Source organism: Micromonospora zhanjiangensis, assembly GCF_042650605.1.
In the GTDB taxonomy this organism is placed as follows: Bacteria; Actinomycetota; Actinomycetes; order Mycobacteriales; family Micromonosporaceae; genus Micromonospora_J; species Micromonospora_J zhanjiangensis.
This window is the reverse complement of record NZ_JBHSBN010000006.1, coordinates 37,608-55,129: the sequence shown is the minus strand read 5'-3', so window position 1 is coordinate 55,129 and position 17,522 is coordinate 37,608. Positions and strand designations below refer to the sequence as shown.

At 73.0% G+C, this 17,522-nt stretch carries 15 protein-coding genes; 11 read left to right on the top strand and 4 right to left on the bottom strand.

The window, feature by feature from the left end; genetic code table 11:
• Positions 1 to 53 precede the first annotated feature (53 nt).
• Complete coding sequence (locus ACFOX0_RS11000; protein ID WP_377544389.1) at positions 54 to 200, top strand: hypothetical protein; 147 nt, start codon at positions 54 to 56, stop codon at positions 198 to 200.
• A gap of 76 nt (positions 201 to 276) precedes the next feature.
• A complete protein-coding gene (locus tag ACFOX0_RS10995; RefSeq protein ID WP_377544386.1) occupies positions 277 to 1,200 on the top strand; it encodes a hydroxymethylglutaryl-CoA lyase in 924 nt (307 codons plus the stop codon).
• An 86-nt stretch (positions 1,201 to 1,286) separates the two neighbouring features.
• Here the strand turns inward: ACFOX0_RS10995 and ACFOX0_RS10990 are convergent, their stop codons facing one another.
• Positions 1,287 to 1,625: a rhodanese-like domain-containing protein gene (locus ACFOX0_RS10990; protein WP_377544383.1), complete on the bottom strand. Its 339-nt coding sequence runs from the start codon at positions 1,623 to 1,625 to the stop codon at positions 1,287 to 1,289.
• A 35-nt stretch (positions 1,626 to 1,660) separates the two neighbouring features.
• On the opposite strand from ACFOX0_RS10990, the gene ACFOX0_RS10985 reads away from it, so the two are divergent.
• The 5 genes from ACFOX0_RS10985 to ACFOX0_RS10965 all read left to right on the top strand — a co-directional run bounded on the left by ACFOX0_RS10985 (position 1,661) and on the right by ACFOX0_RS10965 (position 10,427).
• The gene (locus ACFOX0_RS10985) at positions 1,661 to 2,305 is read left to right on the top strand and encodes a TetR/AcrR family transcriptional regulator (RefSeq protein WP_377544380.1); all 645 of its coding nucleotides are present in this window, start codon (positions 1,661 to 1,663) and stop codon (positions 2,303 to 2,305) included.
• 141 nt (positions 2,306 to 2,446) lie between these two features.
• Positions 2,447 to 3,979 (top strand): acyl-CoA carboxylase subunit beta, encoded by a 1,533-nt coding sequence (locus tag ACFOX0_RS10980; RefSeq protein ID WP_377544377.1) that lies wholly within the window; start codon positions 2,447 to 2,449, stop codon positions 3,977 to 3,979.
• 93 nt (positions 3,980 to 4,072) lie between these two features.
• On the top strand, positions 4,073 to 5,227 hold the full coding sequence (locus ACFOX0_RS10975) for an acyl-CoA dehydrogenase family protein (RefSeq protein ID WP_377544876.1): 1,155 nt from the start codon (positions 4,073 to 4,075) through the stop codon (positions 5,225 to 5,227).
• Between the two features lie 110 nt (positions 5,228 to 5,337).
• Positions 5,338 to 7,710 (top strand): MMPL family transporter, encoded by a 2,373-nt coding sequence (locus ACFOX0_RS10970; protein ID WP_377544374.1) that lies wholly within the window; start codon positions 5,338 to 5,340, stop codon positions 7,708 to 7,710.
• Positions 7,711 to 7,859: 149 nt separating this feature from the next.
• A complete protein-coding gene (locus ACFOX0_RS10965) occupies positions 7,860 to 10,427 on the top strand; it encodes an ATP-binding protein (RefSeq protein WP_377544371.1) in 2,568 nt (855 codons plus the stop codon).
• Positions 10,428 to 10,752: 325 nt separating this feature from the next.
• On the opposite strand, the gene ACFOX0_RS10960 is transcribed toward ACFOX0_RS10965, so the two are convergent.
• Entirely contained in the window at positions 10,753 to 11,244 is a 492-nt protein-coding gene (locus ACFOX0_RS10960) for a MarR family winged helix-turn-helix transcriptional regulator (protein ID WP_377544368.1), read from the bottom strand.
• Positions 11,245 to 11,344: 100 nt separating this feature from the next.
• Between ACFOX0_RS10960 and ACFOX0_RS10955 the strand changes: the two genes are divergently transcribed.
• Together ACFOX0_RS10955 and ACFOX0_RS10950 are read left to right on the top strand one after the other, a co-directional pair.
• Positions 11,345 to 11,926 (top strand): YceI family protein, encoded by a 582-nt coding sequence (locus tag ACFOX0_RS10955; RefSeq protein WP_377544365.1) that lies wholly within the window; start codon positions 11,345 to 11,347, stop codon positions 11,924 to 11,926.
• Positions 11,927 to 12,193: 267 nt separating this feature from the next.
• Entirely contained in the window at positions 12,194 to 13,672 is a 1,479-nt protein-coding gene (locus ACFOX0_RS10950) for a glutamate-cysteine ligase family protein (protein ID WP_377544362.1), read from the top strand.
• 16 nt (positions 13,673 to 13,688) lie between these two features.
• Here the strand turns inward: ACFOX0_RS10950 and ACFOX0_RS10945 are convergent, their stop codons facing one another.
• A complete protein-coding gene (locus ACFOX0_RS10945; RefSeq protein WP_377544359.1) occupies positions 13,689 to 15,101 on the bottom strand; it encodes a hypothetical protein in 1,413 nt (470 codons plus the stop codon).
• Positions 15,102 to 15,197: 96 nt separating this feature from the next.
• Between ACFOX0_RS10945 and ACFOX0_RS10940 the strand changes: the two genes are divergently transcribed.
• On the top strand, positions 15,198 to 15,881 hold the full coding sequence (locus ACFOX0_RS10940; protein ID WP_377544356.1) for a PASTA domain-containing protein: 684 nt from the start codon (positions 15,198 to 15,200) through the stop codon (positions 15,879 to 15,881).
• Between the two features lie 102 nt (positions 15,882 to 15,983).
• Complete coding sequence (locus ACFOX0_RS10935; RefSeq protein ID WP_377544353.1) at positions 15,984 to 16,820, top strand: PASTA domain-containing protein; 837 nt, start codon at positions 15,984 to 15,986, stop codon at positions 16,818 to 16,820.
• A gap of 1 nt (position 16,821) precedes the next feature.
• Here ACFOX0_RS10935 and ACFOX0_RS10930 read toward each other — a convergent pair whose 3' ends face one another.
• Entirely contained in the window at positions 16,822 to 17,094 is a 273-nt protein-coding gene (locus ACFOX0_RS10930; RefSeq protein WP_377544350.1) for a hypothetical protein, read from the bottom strand.
• Positions 17,095 to 17,522: the final 428 nt, after the last annotated feature.

Below are 17,522 nucleotides of genomic sequence, written 5' to 3'. Positions count from 1 at the left end.
GCACCGAAACCCCACGGGCGAGGGCGCGGCCACTGGCGGTTCGGATACTGCGCATGATGGTGCTCTGTGCCGACGGCGCGACGGTGCTGGCGGCGATGGTGGGCCGGGAGGACGCCGTCGCGTGCGCCGGCGCCCTCTCGGCCGCGTTCCGGGCAGCCGCGGAGCTGATGGCCGGTAGGGGCGGAACCGGTGGCCGGTGACGGTGCCATGCTGGAGTGGTCCGTCCGTGTGGACGGACACCGATCATCCGTACCACGGGCACAGCGAGGTGACCGCATGGCGCAACTGCCGGATTCCGTGTCGATCCGTGAGGTCGGCCCCCGGGACGGGCTGCAAAACGAGGAGCCCATCCCCACCGACGCCAAGATACGACTGCTCGACGCACTGTCGGGTACGGGCGTCCGGCGGATCGAGGCGGTCTCGTTCGTGCACCCGAAGGCGATCCCGCAGATGGCCGACGCGGACGAGGTGTGGCGGCGGGCGACGAAGGCGGACACCGTGCGCTATTCGGCGCTGGTGCCGAACAGCCGGGGCGCACGACGGGCGCTGGACGCCGGGTTCACCGAGATCGAGGTGGTCGTCTCGGCCAGCGACACGCACAACCGGCGCAACGTCAACCGGTCCACCGCCGAGTCGCTTGACGACATCGCCGCGCTGATCGACCTGCTGCACGGCGCCGGCGCGACCGCCGAGGTGATCGTTGCGACCAGCTTCGGCTGCCCGTACGAGGGAGACGTCGATCCGGAGCGGGTGGCCGGCATCGTCGACCGGGTGGTCCGCGACGGGGCGGACCGGGTCGCCTTCGGTGACACCACCGGGATGGGCACCCCACGCCGGGTCCGGGAGCTGGTCACCGCGGTCCGCGACCACCAGCCCGAGGTCCCCGTTCTCCTGCACCTCCACAACACCCGGGGCACCGCGCTGGCGAACATGTTGACCGCGATGGAGTTGGGGGTCGCCGAGTTCGACGCCAGCGTGGGCGGCCTCGGTGGTTGCCCGTACGCCCCTGGGGCCAGCGGCAACCTGGCCACCGAGGAGGCCGTACACATGCTGCACGACATGGGTGTCGATACCGGCATCGACCTGGACGCGCTGGTCGAGGCCGCGGAGCTGGCCGAGGCGCTGGTCGGCAAGAAGCTGCCCTCGGGGGTGCTGCGGGCCGGTCCGCGGACCCGACTCACCCCGCTTCCGGGCAACTGACCCGGCCCGAGCCGTGCGGTACCGGGAGATTCGCGGCCACGCCGGCCGGTGGGCGCGCCGCGAATCTCCCGGTCGGCCGCGACGGTTCAGCGGATGCGGGCGCCGGACTCGGTGGGCAGGCCGGCGGCCACCCAGTCCTCGATACCGTCCGCGTACTTGCGGACGTTGGTGTAGCCGAGGGCGGTGAGCCGGTTGGCGACCCGCCCGCTGTTCGGGCAGGCCGGGTTGGAGCAGTAGGTGACGATCGCGGCGTGCCGATCGGGCAGCAGGCTCCCGGCCGCGGCGTCGACCTCGGCTTCCACCAGCGGGACGGCGCCGGGCAGGTGCTGTCGGTCGTAGTACTCGCCGCCGAGCGTGTCGACCACGGTCACCGTGCCAGCATCGATCGCGGAACGCAACTCGTCACGGGTGATGAGAGCGGTCACAGGAACCTCCTGAAGAAGTGGACTACAGTCCGGTTATGTCTCCGAATGCTAGCGGACCGCGGTCCGTTTCTGCCATCCCGCCGGCGGAACTGCTGGAGTTGCGTACCGCACCGCCCCGGGAACGGTCTGATGCCGCACGCAATCGGGCGGCGGTCCTGACGGCGGCGGCCAGCCTGTTCCGGACGCACGGTGTGGACGCCGTCTCGATGGATGCCGTGGCCGCCGCGGCGGGGGTGGGCAAAGGAACGCTGTTCCGGCGATTCGGTGACAAGTCCGGGCTGGCCGTCGCGCTCCTCGACGAGCGGGAGCGAATCCTGCAGGAGGAAATCCTGTTCGGTCCGGCCCCGCTCGGTCCTGGCAACGGGTCCGACGAGGTGCCCTCCCCAGGCGAGCGGTTGCGGGCCTTCGTCTCGGCGTACCTCGACTACCTGCTCGACCATCTCGATCTGGTCCGGATGTCGGAGACCGCCGTGCCCGGCGCGCGGTACCGGATCGGCGCGTACCGGTTCTGGCACCGGCACGTCAGCCTGTTGCTGGCCGGCCGGGACGACCCGGTCGCCGACGCGCACACCCTGCTGGCCGCGCTGGCTGCCGAGCACGTCCGCGCGGTGCGCGACGAGCTCGCCGACGAGCGGCTGCGCCGGGCGGTGCTGGCCCTGGTGGGCGCCTTCTGTCCCTGATCCGGCGGGTCGGGCGGGGCCGGCTCGGTGACCGTTGTTCGCCGCCGGGGCGGCCGATGCGCTAGCCTAACGATCGTTCAGGTCGGTCCGGTCGGCGCGCCCACCAGGCGGTGTGGCCGGCCGGGTGGCGAGGGAGGCGGCGTGACGCTCGACGGTGAGGCCCTGGCGCAGCTGCGGAAGCGCGCCCAGGCCGGCGGTGCGGACAAGTACCACGCGGCGAACGCCGCCAAGGGCAAGCTCTTCGCGCGGGAACGGGTCGCGCTCCTGGTCGACGAGGGCTCCTTCGTCGAGGACGGCCTCTACGCCAACGCGATGGCCGACGGGCTGCCGGCGGACGGCGTGGTCACCGGGCAGGCGACCATCGACGGCCGGCCGGTCTGCCTGATGGCCAACGACTCGACGGTGAAGGCGGGCAGCTGGGGCGCCCGTACCGTGGAGAAGATCATCCGGACCATCGAGCGGGCGTACGCCACCGGCGTGCCGATGGTCTACCTGGTCGACTCGGCCGGCGCCCGGATCACCGACCAGGTTGATCTCTTCCCCGGCCGGCGGGGTGCCGGCAAGATCTTCTGGAACCAGGTCCGGGCCTCCGGGTCGATCCCGCAGGTCTGCGCCCTGTTCGGGCCGTCGGCCGCCGGTGGCGCCTACATCCCGGCGTTCTGCGACGTGGTCGCCATGGTCGAGGGCAACGCCAGCATGTACCTCGGCTCGGACCGGATGGTCGAGATGGTCACCGGCGAGAAGACCACGCTGGAGGCGATGGGCGGCGCCAAGGTGCACTGTGCCGAGTCCGGCGTCGGACACTTCCTGTGCAAGACCGAGGCCGACGCGTTGGACGTGGTGAAGCGCTACCTGTCCTACCTGCCGGCGAACTGGGCCCAGCCGCCGCCCGCCGCGCCCGCCGTGGCCGCCGCCGAGAAGGTGGACCTCGCGGCCCTGGTGCCGGCCAGCGAACGGCAGGCGTTCGACATGCGCCGGTACGTCAAGGGCCTGCTCGACGACGGCAGCTTCTTCGAGATCCAGGCGCTCTGGGCCAAGGAACTGACCATCGGGTTCGGCCGGCTGAACGGCGAGGTCGTCGGGGTGATCGGCAACAACTCGATGTTCAAGGGCGGCGTGCTCTTCGTCGACTCGGCCGACAAGGCGACCCGGTTCGTACAGCTCTGCGACGCGTTCAACGTGCCGTTGCTGTTCCTGTCCGACGTACCCGGGTTCATGGTCGGCACGGCGGTGGAGCGGCAGGGCATCATCCGGCACGGCGCCAAGATGATCACCGCCATCTCCGAGGCGACCGTGCCGAAGATCTGCGTGGTGGTCCGCAAGGCGTACGGCGCGGGCCTGTACGCGATGGCCGGTCCCGGCTTCGAGCCGGACGCCACCATCGCGCTGCCCACCGCCAAGATCGCGGTGATGGGCGCCGAGGCGGCGGTCAACGCCGTCTACGCCAACAAGATCGCCGCGATCGAGGACGAGACCGAGCGGGCCGCCTTCGTGGCCGACAAGCGGGCCGAGTACGAGCGGGACATCGACGTCGTCCGGCTGGCGAGCGAGCTGGTGGTCGACGCGATCGTCGAGCCGGACCAGCTGCGCGCCGAACTGGTCCGCCGGTACGCCGCCGCCCGCGGCAAGGACCGCCAGTTCTCCCGGCGCCGGCACGGCGTCACGCCCGTCTGAGCCGCTCCACCCGGCGCACCCCGCCGGCCCGCCACACCCCGCCGGCCCGGTGCCACAAGCACCCGCGGTGGACCAACTCTGATGGAGGAACCCATGGACTTCCGGCTCAACGAGGAGCACGAGGCGCTGCGGCAGAGCGTGCGGGAGTTCGCCCGCGACGTCGTCGCTCCGGTGATCGCCGAGCACTACGAGAAGCACACCTTCCCGTACGACGTCGTCCGGCAGATGGGCAAGATGGGCCTGTTCGGCCTGCCGTTCGCCGAGGAGCATGGCGGGATGGGCGGCGACTACTTCGCGCTCTGCCTGGCCCTGGAGGAGTTGGCCCGGGTGGATTCCAGCGTGGCGATCACCCTGGAGGCGGCGGTCTCCCTGGGCGCCATGCCGATCTACCGGTTCGGCACCGACGAGCAGAAGGCGCAGTGGCTGCCCAGGCTGCTGCGCGGTGAGGCGCTGGCCGGCTTCGGATTGACCGAGCCGGGCACCGGCTCGGACGCCGGTGGCACCCAGACCCGGGCCGTGCTGGACGAGTCGACGGACGAGTGGGTGATCAACGGTTCGAAGGCGTTCATCACCAACTCCGGCACCGACATCACCGCGCTGGTCACGGTGACCGCGGTGACCGGCACCCGCCCGGACGGCGGCAAGGAGCTGTCCACCATCATCGTGCCGTCCGGCACCCCCGGGTTCACCGTCGCGCCGGGCTACTCGAAGGTCGGCTGGAACGCCTCGGACACCCACGAGCTGACCTTCGACGACTGCCGGGTGCCGGCCGGCAACCTGCTCGGTGAACGGGGCCGGGGCTTCGCCCAGTTCCTCCGGATCCTCGACGAGGGCCGGATCGCCATCGCCGCGCTGGCCGTCGGCCTGGCCCAGGGCTGCGTCGACGAGTCCGTCCGGTACGCCAAGGAACGGCAGGCGTTCGGCCAGCCGATCGGCAACTACCAGGCGATCCAGTTCAAGATCGCGGACATGGAGCTGCGCGCGTACACCGCCCGGCTGGCCTACTACGACGCGGCCGCGCGGATGCTTGCCGGCGAGGACTTCAAGCGCCAGGCGGCGATCGCCAAGCTGCACGCGAGCACGGTCGCGGTGGACAACGCCCGGGAGGCCACCCAGATCCACGGCGGGTACGGCTTCATGAACGAGTACCCGGTGGCGCGTTTCTGGCGCGACTCCAAGATCCTTGAAATCGGCGAGGGCACCTCCGAGGTCCAGCGGATGATCATTGCCCGCGACCTGATGGGCTGAGCTGACGGTATGCCGACAGGCGGGCCGTCGCGAAGGCCGGACGGCCGGGCCGGGCGGATGCTTGCCTGTCCGCGGGGCGACGAACCGACCACGCCCCGCGGAGGGGCCGGATGCTCGCGGTGCTCGGCAGGACGATGTACCGGTGGCGCCGACCGGTGCTGGCCGGCTGGGCCGGGTTGGCGATCGCCGGCGCGCTGCTCGCCGGTCAACTCTTCGACCGGCTGACCCCCGCCGACGGGCTGCGGGCCGACGCCGAGTCGCGGCGCGCGCAGCGACGGGTCGAGCAGCTGCTGCCGGCCGGCCCCACCGTCGTCGCCGTGGTCCGCGACCGGGACCCGTACGACCCGCGACTGGTCAGCAGCGTCCGCGCGGTGGACACCGGGATCCGGGCGCTGCCGGGAATCGCCGCGGTCGACGACCTCTACAGCGGCGCGGGCGGCCGGATCGGCGCCGACAACCGGAGCAGCCTGGTCCGGGTCGAGTTGGCCACCGGGCTGACCGCCACCGAACAGCGCCGGCTGACCGACCGGGTGGTCACCGCGCTGCGCGGCATCGACGCGCCGCAGGTGCTGGTCGGCGGGCCGGACCTGGCCCGTCGGGCGTTCGGCGACCGGGCGGTCCGGGACGCCGCGGTCGGCGAGTCGGTCGCGCTGGTGGTGCTGTTCGTCGTCCTGGCGCTGGCCCTGGGCGGTCCGGTCGCCGGCGCCGTCCCACTGCTGGCCGCGTCCGCTGCGGTCACCGGGACACTGCTCGGCCTGCGGCTGGTCGCCGCCGTGACCCCGGTCGGGGAGTTCACCGCGAACGTGGTCACCCTGCTCGGCATCGGCCTCACCGTGGACTACGCGCTGCTGATGATCGCCCGGTTCCGCGAGGAGCGGGCCGCCGAACCGGGCGCGGGCACCGCCGAGTTGCTGGCCCGGACCACCGCCACCGCCGGCCGGGCGGTCCTGGTGTCCGGCGCGGCGGTGGGCGCGGCGATGCTCGGGTTGGCCGTCTTCGCCGAGCCGCTGCTCGCGTCGATGGCGACGGGCGGGGCGCTGGTCGTCGCGCTGGCGACCGGGGTCGGGCTGACCGCCGTACCGGCCCTGCTCGCCGTCGCCGGGCATCGGATCCCACCGCTCACCCGGCGGGCGTTGCCCCGGCTCGTCCGTCGCCGGGCATCCGCCGTGCCGGCACCGCGCCGGTCCGACCCGGCCGGCCGGTGGCCGGTTCGGATGGCCGGCTGGTGGGCCGGCCGGGTGGCGGCCGCCCGTCGCGGTCGCCCCGGTCGCCCGCCCATCCGGGGTACGACCGGCGGCCGCGCCGCGGACGTACCGTCGGGTGGTCTGCTGGCGACGTTGGCCGGCGTCGCCTCCCGGCGGCCCGGTCCGGTGGCGGTGGCCGGCACCGCGGCGTTGCTGCTGCTCGCGGTGCCCTTTCTGGTCGGTGCCAACCTGGCCGACTCGGACGCCCGCGCGCTGCCCCGGTCGATGGAGGCGCGTCAGGTGTACGACGTGCTGAGCCGGGACTTCGAGGCGGGTCGGGCGGCCCCGGTGGTGGTCGTGGTCGAGGCCGATCCGGCCACTCTCACGGTGCGGAACCTGATGAACCGGCTCAACCGGCTGCCGCAGGTGCTGCGGGTCCAGGTCCGGCCGGACGTGCCGGCCACCAGCACGGTGCTCGACCTGACCCCGCGCGGTGCCACCGCCGGTCCACCGTCCCGTGACCTGGTCCGGGCGGTACGGGAGCTGCCCGTACCGGCCCGGGTGCTGGTCGGCGGCCCGGCGGCCGAGGCGGTCGACTACGGCGCGTCGGTGCTGGCCCGGCTGCCCGTCGCGGCGGCCGTGCTGTTGCTGGTCACGGCCGTCCTGCTCTTCGGGTTGACCGGCTCCCTGGTCGTCCCGGTGAAGGCCCTGGTGCTGGCCGGGCTCACCCTGCTGGCCACCCTCGGGGCGTTGGTGGTGGTGTTCCAGTGGGGACTCGGCGCGGCGCTGCTCGGCGTCGACTCCTGGGGCGGCCTCGACCTGACCACCCCGGTCCTGTTGTTCGTCTTCGTCTTCGGCCTGTCCATGGACTACGAGGTGTTCCTGCTCGCCCGGATCAAGGAGGAGTGGGACCGGCTGGCGGGTCTGCGCACAGCGGCGGCCCGGGCGGAGGCGGGGCGCCGGGCGGTGCTGGTGGCGGTGACCCGTACCGGCCCGGTGGTGACGCTCGCGGCGGGCTGCCTCTGCGTGGTCTTCCTGGGTTTCCTGCTCGGTGGCTTGACGGCGGTCAAGGAGATCGGGTTCGGCATGGTGGTGGCCGTGCTGCTCGACGTGACCGTGGTACGCGGGCTGCTGCTGCCGGCCTTCCTGGCCCTGTTCGGCGAGTGGAACTGGTGGGCACCGGGCCCGTTGCGCCGGTGGCACGCCCGCTGGTCGGCGCGCGGAGCCGACCGCAGCGCACCACCGGAGCCGGCCGGCGACCGGACGGGAGCCCGTCCGACGCCGGGCCGGTGGCGCTGAAATACCTGGTACGACCCCGGTCCGCCGGCCATGCGTACGGAGCGGACAGTAACGGCGACAGTCCGTGTTGTCGGGTTTTGTGTCATCATTCGTCGGCAGCGCGACGCAAGGCTGCCCGGTGCGCCCATCGGTGCGTAGCCTTCCTGCCCATGACTCCGGATCATGGTTCCGGCCCCGAACCCGCAGCCTTCGACGAGCTGCTTCGCGATCGGCGCAGGATCGCCGGGCTGACCCAGTCCGATCTCGCGGCCCGGGCCGGCGTCGGGGTACGCACGGTCCGCGATCTGGAACGCGGCCGATCGGTACGCCCGCAGCGGATGACCGTCGACCTGCTGGCCGCCGCGCTGGGCCTGGCCGGGGTGGACCGCGAGCGGTTCGTCGCCGCCGCCCGGGGACAGGACCCGTCGTCGTCCGAGTCCGATCCGCTGGAACCACCCCGCCCGGCGCCGGGGCTCGGCCTGCCGGCGCCTGCCGATCTCATCGGCCGCGACGCGGACGTGACGGAACTGAGCGGACTGCTGTCCGCGCCGGCCGGTGCCGCGCCGGCCCTGGTGAGTCTGGTCGGCCTGGCCGGGGTGGGCAAGACCAGCCTGGCCCTGGCGGTGGTGGCCCGGGTGGCCGGACGGCATCCCGGCGGGGCGGCCGGAGTGTCGATCGACGAGGGATCCACCGAGAACGACGTGCTGTCCGCGGTGGCCACGGTGTTCGGGGTGGCCCGTGCCGCGGACCTGGCCGAGCGGTTGGCGGGGCTGCCGGCCCTGCTGCTGGTCGACGCCATCGAGCGGGCACCGGGCTCGGTGACCGAGGCGCTCCGCGGGCTGGCCCGGATCGCGCCGGCGCTGCGCGTACTGGCGACCGGCCGGCACCCGGTCGGCCTGCCGGGTGAACGGGTCTGGCCGGTGGCACCGCTGGAGGTGCCGCCCGCCGACGTACCGGCGGAGCTGTCCGCGATCGCGGGCTTCTCGGCCGTGGAACTGTTCCTCGCCCGGCTCGGCCAGGTACGCCGCGAACCGCCCCGGGCCGCGGAGCTGCCCGCCCTGGTCGGTCTGGTCCGCCGGCTCGGCGGGCTGCCGCTGGCGATCGAGCTGGCCGCGGCCCGCGGCCGGATCCTGGATCTCAACGAGATCCTCGACCGGTACGGCGACCGGCTGCTCGACCTGGCCGGTCCGCCGATCCGCCGGGAGGCCGTCGCCGTCACGCTGCGGGACGCGGTGGCGGGCAGTTACCGCCTACTCGAACCGGTCGAACGGGCGGCGCTGCGCCGGTTGTCGGCCTTTCGCAACAGGTGGTCGGTGGAGTTGGCCGAGGCGATGCTGGTCGACCTCACCGGGGATCCGGTGCCGGTGCTCGACCGGCTGCTCGCCCTGGGTCTCATCGGCGCAAGGGGCAGTGGCCCGGTCCGGTTCCGGCTGCTCGACGTGGTGCGCGACTTCGCCGCCGAGCGGGCGGCGGCCGACGGGGAACTGGCGGTGATCCGGCGCCGGCACGCGGTGGTCTTCGCGCGGTTCGCCCAGCGGGCCGCGCCGGACCTGGTGGGTGCGAGCATGCCCGCCGCGGTGAACCAGCTGGACGAGGTGACCAGCGACCTGTGGGCCGCGCTGGCGTACGCCGCGAACGACGACCCGCACAGCGCCCTGCGACTGGCCGCCGCGCTGCCCCGCTGGTGGCGGTTCCGCGGCCGGGACGTGGCGGGCCGGCAGTGGCTGCGCAGGCTGCTGAACGATCCGCGCACCGCCGACGCCGACCCGGCGCTGCGGGCCTGGGCACAGGTGGGGGTGGCGCAACTGGCCCAGGAACACGGCGAGGGACCGCAGGAACTCGCCTCGGCCCAGGCCGCGGTGGAGACCTTCGAGAAGCTCGGCGACGTGCCCGGCGAACTCGCCGGGCGTAGCGTGCTGTGCGGATTGTGGACCGCCCTCGGCGGGTACGACGAGGCCCGCCGGCACGGCGAGACGGTGCTGGCGCTGGCCAGCCGGACGGGTCGTACCCGGGACATGGCGGTGGCCCAGAACAACCTGACCTGGCACGAGATCCGGGTGGGTGACCTGGGCGCCGCGCGTCGGCGGCTGGCCGCGGTGGACCGGTTGGCCGCCCAGTGCGGCGAGGTCCGGCTCCGGGTGCTGGCCCGGGCCAACCTGGCCGACATCGCCCGCCTCGACGGCCGGTACGCCGACGCGGTGGACCAGGGTCGCCGGGTCGTGTCCGCGCTCGCCGACCTGGGCGACCCCGGACACCGCCGGCGGGTGCTCGGCACGGTGGGGCTGGCCCTGGCCGAGGCCGGCCGGCTGGCCGAGGCCGACCGGGTGCTCGCCGAGCTGCGCGGCTCGGCCGTCGGCGAGTCGTTGCCGGGCCCACGGCTCGGTGGCTCGGGACACCATCCCGAGGACACGGCGGCGCGCCGGGACGACGGGATCGCCGCCCGGTTGGAGGGGCAGTTGGCGCTGCGTCGCGGCGACCGGGAGCGGGCGGCCGAGTGGTTCGCCGCGGCGGCGCAGGCCAGCGCCGACTGTCGGGACATGCGTGACGTGGTGGAGTCCCTGGTCGGGATGCTGGCCAGCAGCGACGATCCGGGTGCCCGGCGGACCACGCTGGACTGGCTCGACCAGGTGTGCCGGTCGAGTGGGATCAGCCTGCTGCCGCGGGAGCGCGTGCTGGTCGAGGCGGTGGAGCGGGAGTTGGCGGACCCGGGTCCGACGGGCGGCACCGCCGCCGAATGAGGTCGGCGCCGACCCCCGGATGGTCGCGGGTCGGCGCCGGCTTGATTGGCGCCGACGGTGACGCGGGTGAGGCTCCCCCGGTTTGCCCCTTGCTCACCCGCGTCACGTCTCCGGTGCACCCCCCGGCTCGCAGAACACTAACGATCCGATCGGTGCTTACCGTAGAGATTTGTCGGTGACGTCCGGTCTGGGTCGTGGTTCTGCCGGTCTTTCTGCCGGTGACCCGCGAGTTCGGTGACGGCCCGGAATCACCCCGTGCGGTCTCGGTCGTCGTCTGGCGGCCGGGTGTCTCGGGTGGGCCCGGTGGGCCGGGTGGCTCGCCCGCTCAGGACGCCTCGGCAAGTCTCTCCGCGCTGCCCGCCGTGGCGTCCGGGTGCACCGCGTCCCGGACCACCCGGAGCCCGTGCAGAACGCCGCGTAACGCCTCGGGGTCGAGCAGGCCGGTGAACCACCGGTCGAGGATCCGCAGATGGCCGGGCAGGGTCTCGTCGAGCCGGGCGGCGCCGGCGTTGGTGACCACCGCGTACAGGCAGCGTCGGTCGGACGGACAGGCCCGCCGGCGGAGCAGGCCGTCCCGCTCCATCCGGTCGACCACCCGGGTGACCCCGCTGGTCGACAGGGAGGTCTGGGCGGCGAGATCGCTCATCCGCAGTTGCCGGTCGGGCGACCGGGCCAGGCGCATCAGGACCTCGAACTCCACCATGGACAGTCCGTGTTCATCCAACTGGCCGGTGATCTTCGCGACGAGCCCCGAGTACGTCTCGACGAGCAGCCCGATGGCGGTGATGCGGGGATCGTCGAACACGTTCTCGGTCACCCGTCGATCATAACAATCCTTGACAGGGGGAATGTTGCGTTCAGTATTGTTGAGGCGCTCATCTTTTTCCTGTCCCGCAAGACCGAAGGAAGGCGTGCCCATGACCAGCAGCACCGGCGAGGCCACCCGTGAATGGGAGGGCCTGACCATCCCGGCTCCCGGCACCTACCTGCTCGACCAGGCGCACAAGCGGGTCGGCTTCGTGGCCCGGCACATGATGGTGAGCAAGGTGCGCGGCGAGTTCACCGAGGCGACGGCGACCATCACGGTAGCCGAGGACCCCCTGCGGTCCGCCGTCACCGCCACGATCCAGGCGGCGAGCATCACGACCAGCCAGAACGACCGGGACGTCCACCTGCGCAGCGGCGACTTCCTCGACGCCGAGCAGTTCCCCACGCTGGAGTACCGCAGCACCGGGGTCGCCTCGCGCAGCGGCAACGAGTTCGTGCTCTCCGGCGAGCTCACCATCAAGGGGGTGACCCGGCCGGTCGACCTGGCGGTCGAGTTCGAGGGCGCCGGACGCAGCCCGTTCGGCCAGGACATCTTCGGGTTCACGGCGACCACCGAGATCGACCGGGAGGACTTCGGGCTGACCTGGAACGTCGCGTTGGAGACCGGGGGCGTCCTGGTCGGCCGCAAGATCAAGATTGAGATCGAGGGCGAAGCCATCCGGCAGGACTGAACCCGGCCGGCGGACGGGTCGGTGAGCCCGCCATCCGCCGGCCGGTCGGGCGCCCCGGTGACCGGCCCCACGGTGGGCGGGGCGCCCGACCGGGTACAGGGTCGGTGGGCGTGCCACCGGGTCGTTGTGCGATGGTTGGACGCAACGCTGTTGCCCGGTCACGCGGGGCGGTGGTCGTTCGTCGCTGGCCTCCGTCCGGTCGCCGCTTCTACCGTGGTGGTTCCATGACGGCATCGGAAGACGCGGCGCCTGCGCCGGGGAGGAAACATGGGTCGGGACGTGACGCGGGCTGCCTTCTCCCGGGAGGAACGGATCCGCTACCGGCAGAAGGTACGGCGATGCCTCGACGTCTTCGCCCTGATGCTCGACGACTTCGGCTTCGACGCCGACCGGCCGATGACCGGCCTGGAGATCGAACTCAACCTGGTCGACCGCGCCGGTGAACCGGCGATGCGGAACGCCGAGATCCTGGCCGAGATCGCCGATCCAGCCTTCCAGACCGAACTGGGCCAGTTCAACCTGGAGCTGAACGCCCAGCCGCGGTTGATCGAGGGGGCGGGGTTCGCCGACTACGAGAAGGATCTGCGGTCCAGTCTCGGCCGGGCCGACGACCGGGCCGGCAACGCGGACGCCCAGATCGTGCTGATCGGTATCCTGCCCACCCTCACCCCGCGCCACCTGGTGCTGGACAACCTCTCCACCAACGAGCGCTACCGGGTGCTCAACGAGCAGATCGTGGCGGCCCGGGGCGAGGACATCGAGCTGGACATCCGCGGCGTGGAGCGGCTGGCGACGCACACCGACTCGATCGCCCCGGAGGCGGCCTGCACCAGCGTCCAGTTCCACCTCCAGGTCGCGCCGGACAGCTTCGCCGACTACTGGAACGCATCCCAGGCCATCGCCGGGGTGCAGGTCGCCCTCGGCGCGAACTCGCCGTACCTGCACGGCAAGCAGTTGTGGGCCGAGACCCGGGTGGCGCTCTTCGAGCAGGCCACCGACACCCGCCCGGACGAGCTCAAGGCCCAGGGGGTACGCCCCCGGGTCTGGTTCGGGGAACGGTGGATCACCTCGATCTTCGACCTGTTCGAGGAGAACGTCCGCTACTTCCCGCCGCTGCTGCCGATCTGCGAGGACGAGGACCCGGTGGAGGTGCTGCACGCCGGGGGCGTACCGGAGCTGGGCGAGCTGCGGCTGCACAACGGCACCGTCTACCGGTGGAACCGGCCGGTCTACGACATCATGAACGGCCGACCGCACCTGCGGGTGGAGAACCGGGTGCTGCCGGCCGGCCCGACCGTGGTCGACATGCTGGCCAACGCCGCGTTCTACTTCGGACTCGCCCGCGAGCTGGCCGAGGCGGACCGGCCGGTCTGGAGCCAGTTGACGTTCAGCGCCGCGGAGGAGAACTTCCACGCGGCAGCCCGCCGGGGCATCGAGGCCACCGTCTACTGGCCGCGCCTCGGCGACGTACGCGTCACCGAGCTGGTGCTCGACGTCCTGCTGCCCCGCGCGGCGGCCGGTCTGGACCGGTTCGGGGTCGAGGCCGAACACCGGGACCGGCTGCTCGGCATCATCGAGCAGCGCTGCCGTACCGGCCGGAACGGGGCGGTCTGGCAGACCGAGACGGTCTGGGCCGCCGAACGGGGCCGGGGCATGGACCGTTCCCAGGCACTGCACCACATGGTGCAGCGGTACGGCGAACTGCAGTCGACCAACGAACCGGTGCACACCTGGCCGGTCGAGTAGGCCACCGGCCCGCCGCTCAGCGCAGGCGTCGCCCCACCCGGCCGAGCCGGCCGAGCGCCGAGCGCCCGGCCGCACCCGATGCCGTTTCCTCCCCGGCCTCGTCGGGCTTCCTCGTCTCCGACCCGGCCTCACCCGTCGTCGCCGACCCGGCCCTGCCGGTCTTCCTCGTCTCTGGCTCCGAGCCGGTGATCGAGTCGGTGCCGGTCTCCGACCCGGCCTCGTCGACCTTCGGCGTCTCCGACCCCGAGTCGGTGCCGGTCTCCGAGTTGGGGCGCACCCGCCGGGTCCACCCGGCCAATCCGATCTTCGTCGGTCCGGTCCCGGGCGGCTCGGTGGTCGCGGTGTCGGTGCCGGCGGCGCGGTCCGGCTGGGCCGGAATCGCCGTCCCCGCACCGGTCGATCCGGCGACCGGGGTCGCCGCGCCCGCGCCCGTCCGGTCCCGGCCGCGCTGCTCGGCCCGTTGCATTAGCGCGGCCACCAGCACCGAGCCGGCCAGCCCGGTGATCACCGCGTACGGCGCCGCGAGGTGGGCCGACACCTGCTCGGCCCGGATGTCGACCAGCCGGGGTGCGGTCAGGAAGTAGGCGACCGCGACGAGCAGCGGACCGGCGCCACCGGAGACCACCACACCGACCCGCGCGTCCGGACGCCGGGCGGCCGACCGGGCGGCCAGGGCACCGATCACCAGCGCCGAGCCGAGCGAGATGAGGGCTCCCGGCCAGTAGAAGTAGTCACCGGCCCAGAACCGGTCGACGTCCCCGGTGAGCTGCCAGACGCCGAGCTGCGAGCCCTCGGCCGACCGGCCGGCCAGCACCCCGTCGACCACGGCCACCACCGCGAGGAACCACAGCCAGCAGACCGTGGCCAGGATGTTGCCGGCGACCGCCGGCGAGGACAGCGCCCAGAGCGCGGCGACCAGCCCGACCAGCACCCCGGCCACCGCGTACCCGGCCGCGGTGGTCTGCGCCGAACCGCTGCCCGCCCCGGATGCCGCGCGGGCCGGGACGGCGATCAGCGCCACGGTGAGCAACCCGCCCACCGCGGCCGCGACGGCCAGCGCGGCACGCCACAGCGCGGAATCCGTGCCGGTGTGATGGTCGGCAACGGATCCGCCGCCGACCGGCCGGGTCAGGCGGGCGGCGCAGAGGGCGCCGACGACGGTGGACGTCGCCGCGATCCACGCGGCCCAGGCCAGGCTCGCCACCCAGACGGTCTCGGCCGTGCCGCCGGCGGCGGGCAGCCAGGCGACGACGCCGAGCCCGTAGCCCAGCCCCAACTGCGCGGCGCCGGCACCGGCGGCCACGCCGGTCGCCGTGGCGACAGATCCTCCCCAGCCCCGTACGGCCATGCCGGGCAGCGTAGCGGTCACCGGCCGGGTGAGCGAGCCGTGGACCAGCCCGCCGCCCCGCCGGGCCGGCTGCCGCACCACGGGGTACCCGTCCGGTGGGTGGCGGGTGGGCGGGGCGGACTCGACCGGATCGGGTTTGATGGGTGCGTGCGGTGCCGCCGGCCGGCGGATCCCGGGGTGACGAGAGAGGTGTCCGGCGTGGCATTGCAGGGCAACGAGCGGCCCGGGCGGCCCGACCGCTGGCCGCTGGTGGTCGGTGGGGCGGTGGCCGTGGTCGTTCTGGCGACCGTCGGCGCGGTGGGCGGCAAACTGGTCGCCGACGCCGAGCGGACGGTTTCGCGCACCGGAGCGGAGAACAGGACGACACCGACCGATTCCGGGTACTCACCCACCACCCGAGGCCCGGCCGGGCCCACCGGACAACGGGCCACCGACGGCCGCCCGTCGCGGCCCGCCACCAACCAGTTGACGGTGCCGAATCTGGTCGGGAAGGACTTCCGGAACGCCCGGGACGCGCTGCGCGAGCGGAAACTCGGCTGGCGTCTGGTCTTCGGCCGATCCGGTGACGACGGCACGGTGACCAGCACCGACCCGAGTGCCGACGCACCGGTCAAGCAGGGCACCACCGTGCGCGTGACGGTGGCCGGCGCGGCGCCGGTGGTCGCGGTCCCGGAACTGATCGGGAAGTCGTGCGGCGAGGCGCGCAAACGTGTCGTGGAGGAGGGACTCGATCCGCGCTACCCCGACGGGGAGAGCGGAAAGGTGCTGTCGCAGCAACCGGGCCCGGACGAGCAGGCCCACTGGAACGACGTGATCGTGTTGCACTGCGGCAAGCCAGGAGAACCGTCGGGGGATTCCTGATCGACGCAGACACGTTTCCGCCGGGTTGGCCTGGTCCGCCACCCGGCACCCGTCGGGCCGGTTAGGTTGAACTGGCGGGCCCTGGCGCAGAGGAGGCGTGCGATGGCTGACGATCCTCAGGAGCCGCCGGGCACGTCCCCACCCGGCGGACGGGAGCCGGGCGACCGCGACGAACTGGACCAGACCCGGGAGTTCGACCCCTTCGCCGACGAGCGACCGCCGTCCGCCGATCGGCCGGGAGCCCCGTCCGAGCCGACGACCCGGGCGGCTCACCATCCGACCGAGCCGCCGCCGGCGCACCAGCCGACCGGTCCGCACGAGGCCGCGCGGCACGAGGTCGCCCCGCCGACCGATCCGCGCTGGTCGGGCCGAGCCGGCGTGCCGCCCCCGCCGGCCACCGGACCCGGCCCGACGCAGTGGTACCCGGCGGACGACGACCGGTCCGATCGTCGGTGGTGGACGCCCATCCTGTTCGGTGTGGTGGCGCTGGTGCTGCTCGGGGTGCTCGGGTTCGGGCTCTGGCTGATCGCCAACGCACGCCGGCAGAACCCGGCCCCTACCCCCTCGGTGCCGACCGCCGGGGTGCCGTCGTCGACCGTCGCGCCGACCTCGGCCGCTCCGACTCCCTCGGTGCCGACCTCGCAGGCCAGCAGCTCGGCTGCGTCGGTGACGGTGCCACCCGTGGTCGGGTTGCCCGAGGACACCGCCCGGGCGGTGCTCGACCAGTTCGGCCTGACCTACCGGCTGCGGTACCGGGTCTCGGACCAGCCGCCGGGAACGGTCGTCGCGACGGAACCGACCGCCGGTACTCAGGTCCCCGCTGGTCAGTTGGTGACGCTCGTGATCGCCGAGGCGCCGGGCGGGCATCCGACGAGAAGCCAACCGGGTACCGGCCCGACGGTGGAGAATCCGTTCGGACCGCGTCCGACCCGACGGTGAGTCAGACGCGGACCCGGCCGGCCGGCATCCGCTGCGCGCCGGGCAGCCGCCGTTCGGGGGCCCGCCGCACCTGCCGGAGGCCGTGGAGTTGGACGAAGATGGACCGACGGTCGACGGCTTCGCCCGAGACGTTGAGTTCGTAACCGTCGAGCCAGATCCAGCCGTCGTAGGTCGGCCAGTCGTGTACGCGGATGACGCGGAACAGGATCGGTTCGACGAATTGCACGCTTGCCGCGCGCGTCACCTGCAGCACATCTCCAGAGCGGGGAAGCAACGTCAACTCCTGGTCCGATCCGGCCGGAGGAAATGAACCGGCGAGAGGTGAATAAGTGAGGAAGCGTCGACATTCGGTTCCATGGCCGACCAACCATGGACGAGGAGGTGGAACGAGATGTCGGTCAGGCCGATTTCCGCCGGGTCATTGCCGGCCGATCACCGGCCTGGCCAACATCTCCGGCCCCGGGACCGCTCCCGCCGCCGTAGCGGCTTGACGCACAGCGGCGAGGTTTTTCCCGAGGCGTGATTCCGTGTCGTGGCCGGGCCGCGCACGTCGCGCCGGTCCTTCGAGGAGGGGGAGCGCTCCGTGCTTCACAAGGACCGAAACGCTGCGTAACCCGAGCCATACGGAAAGAGTGCACCAAGGACATGATCAATGCAAGTTGCAGGTAGATATTTGCTTCAGTCGTCCCCGTGGCCGTTCCG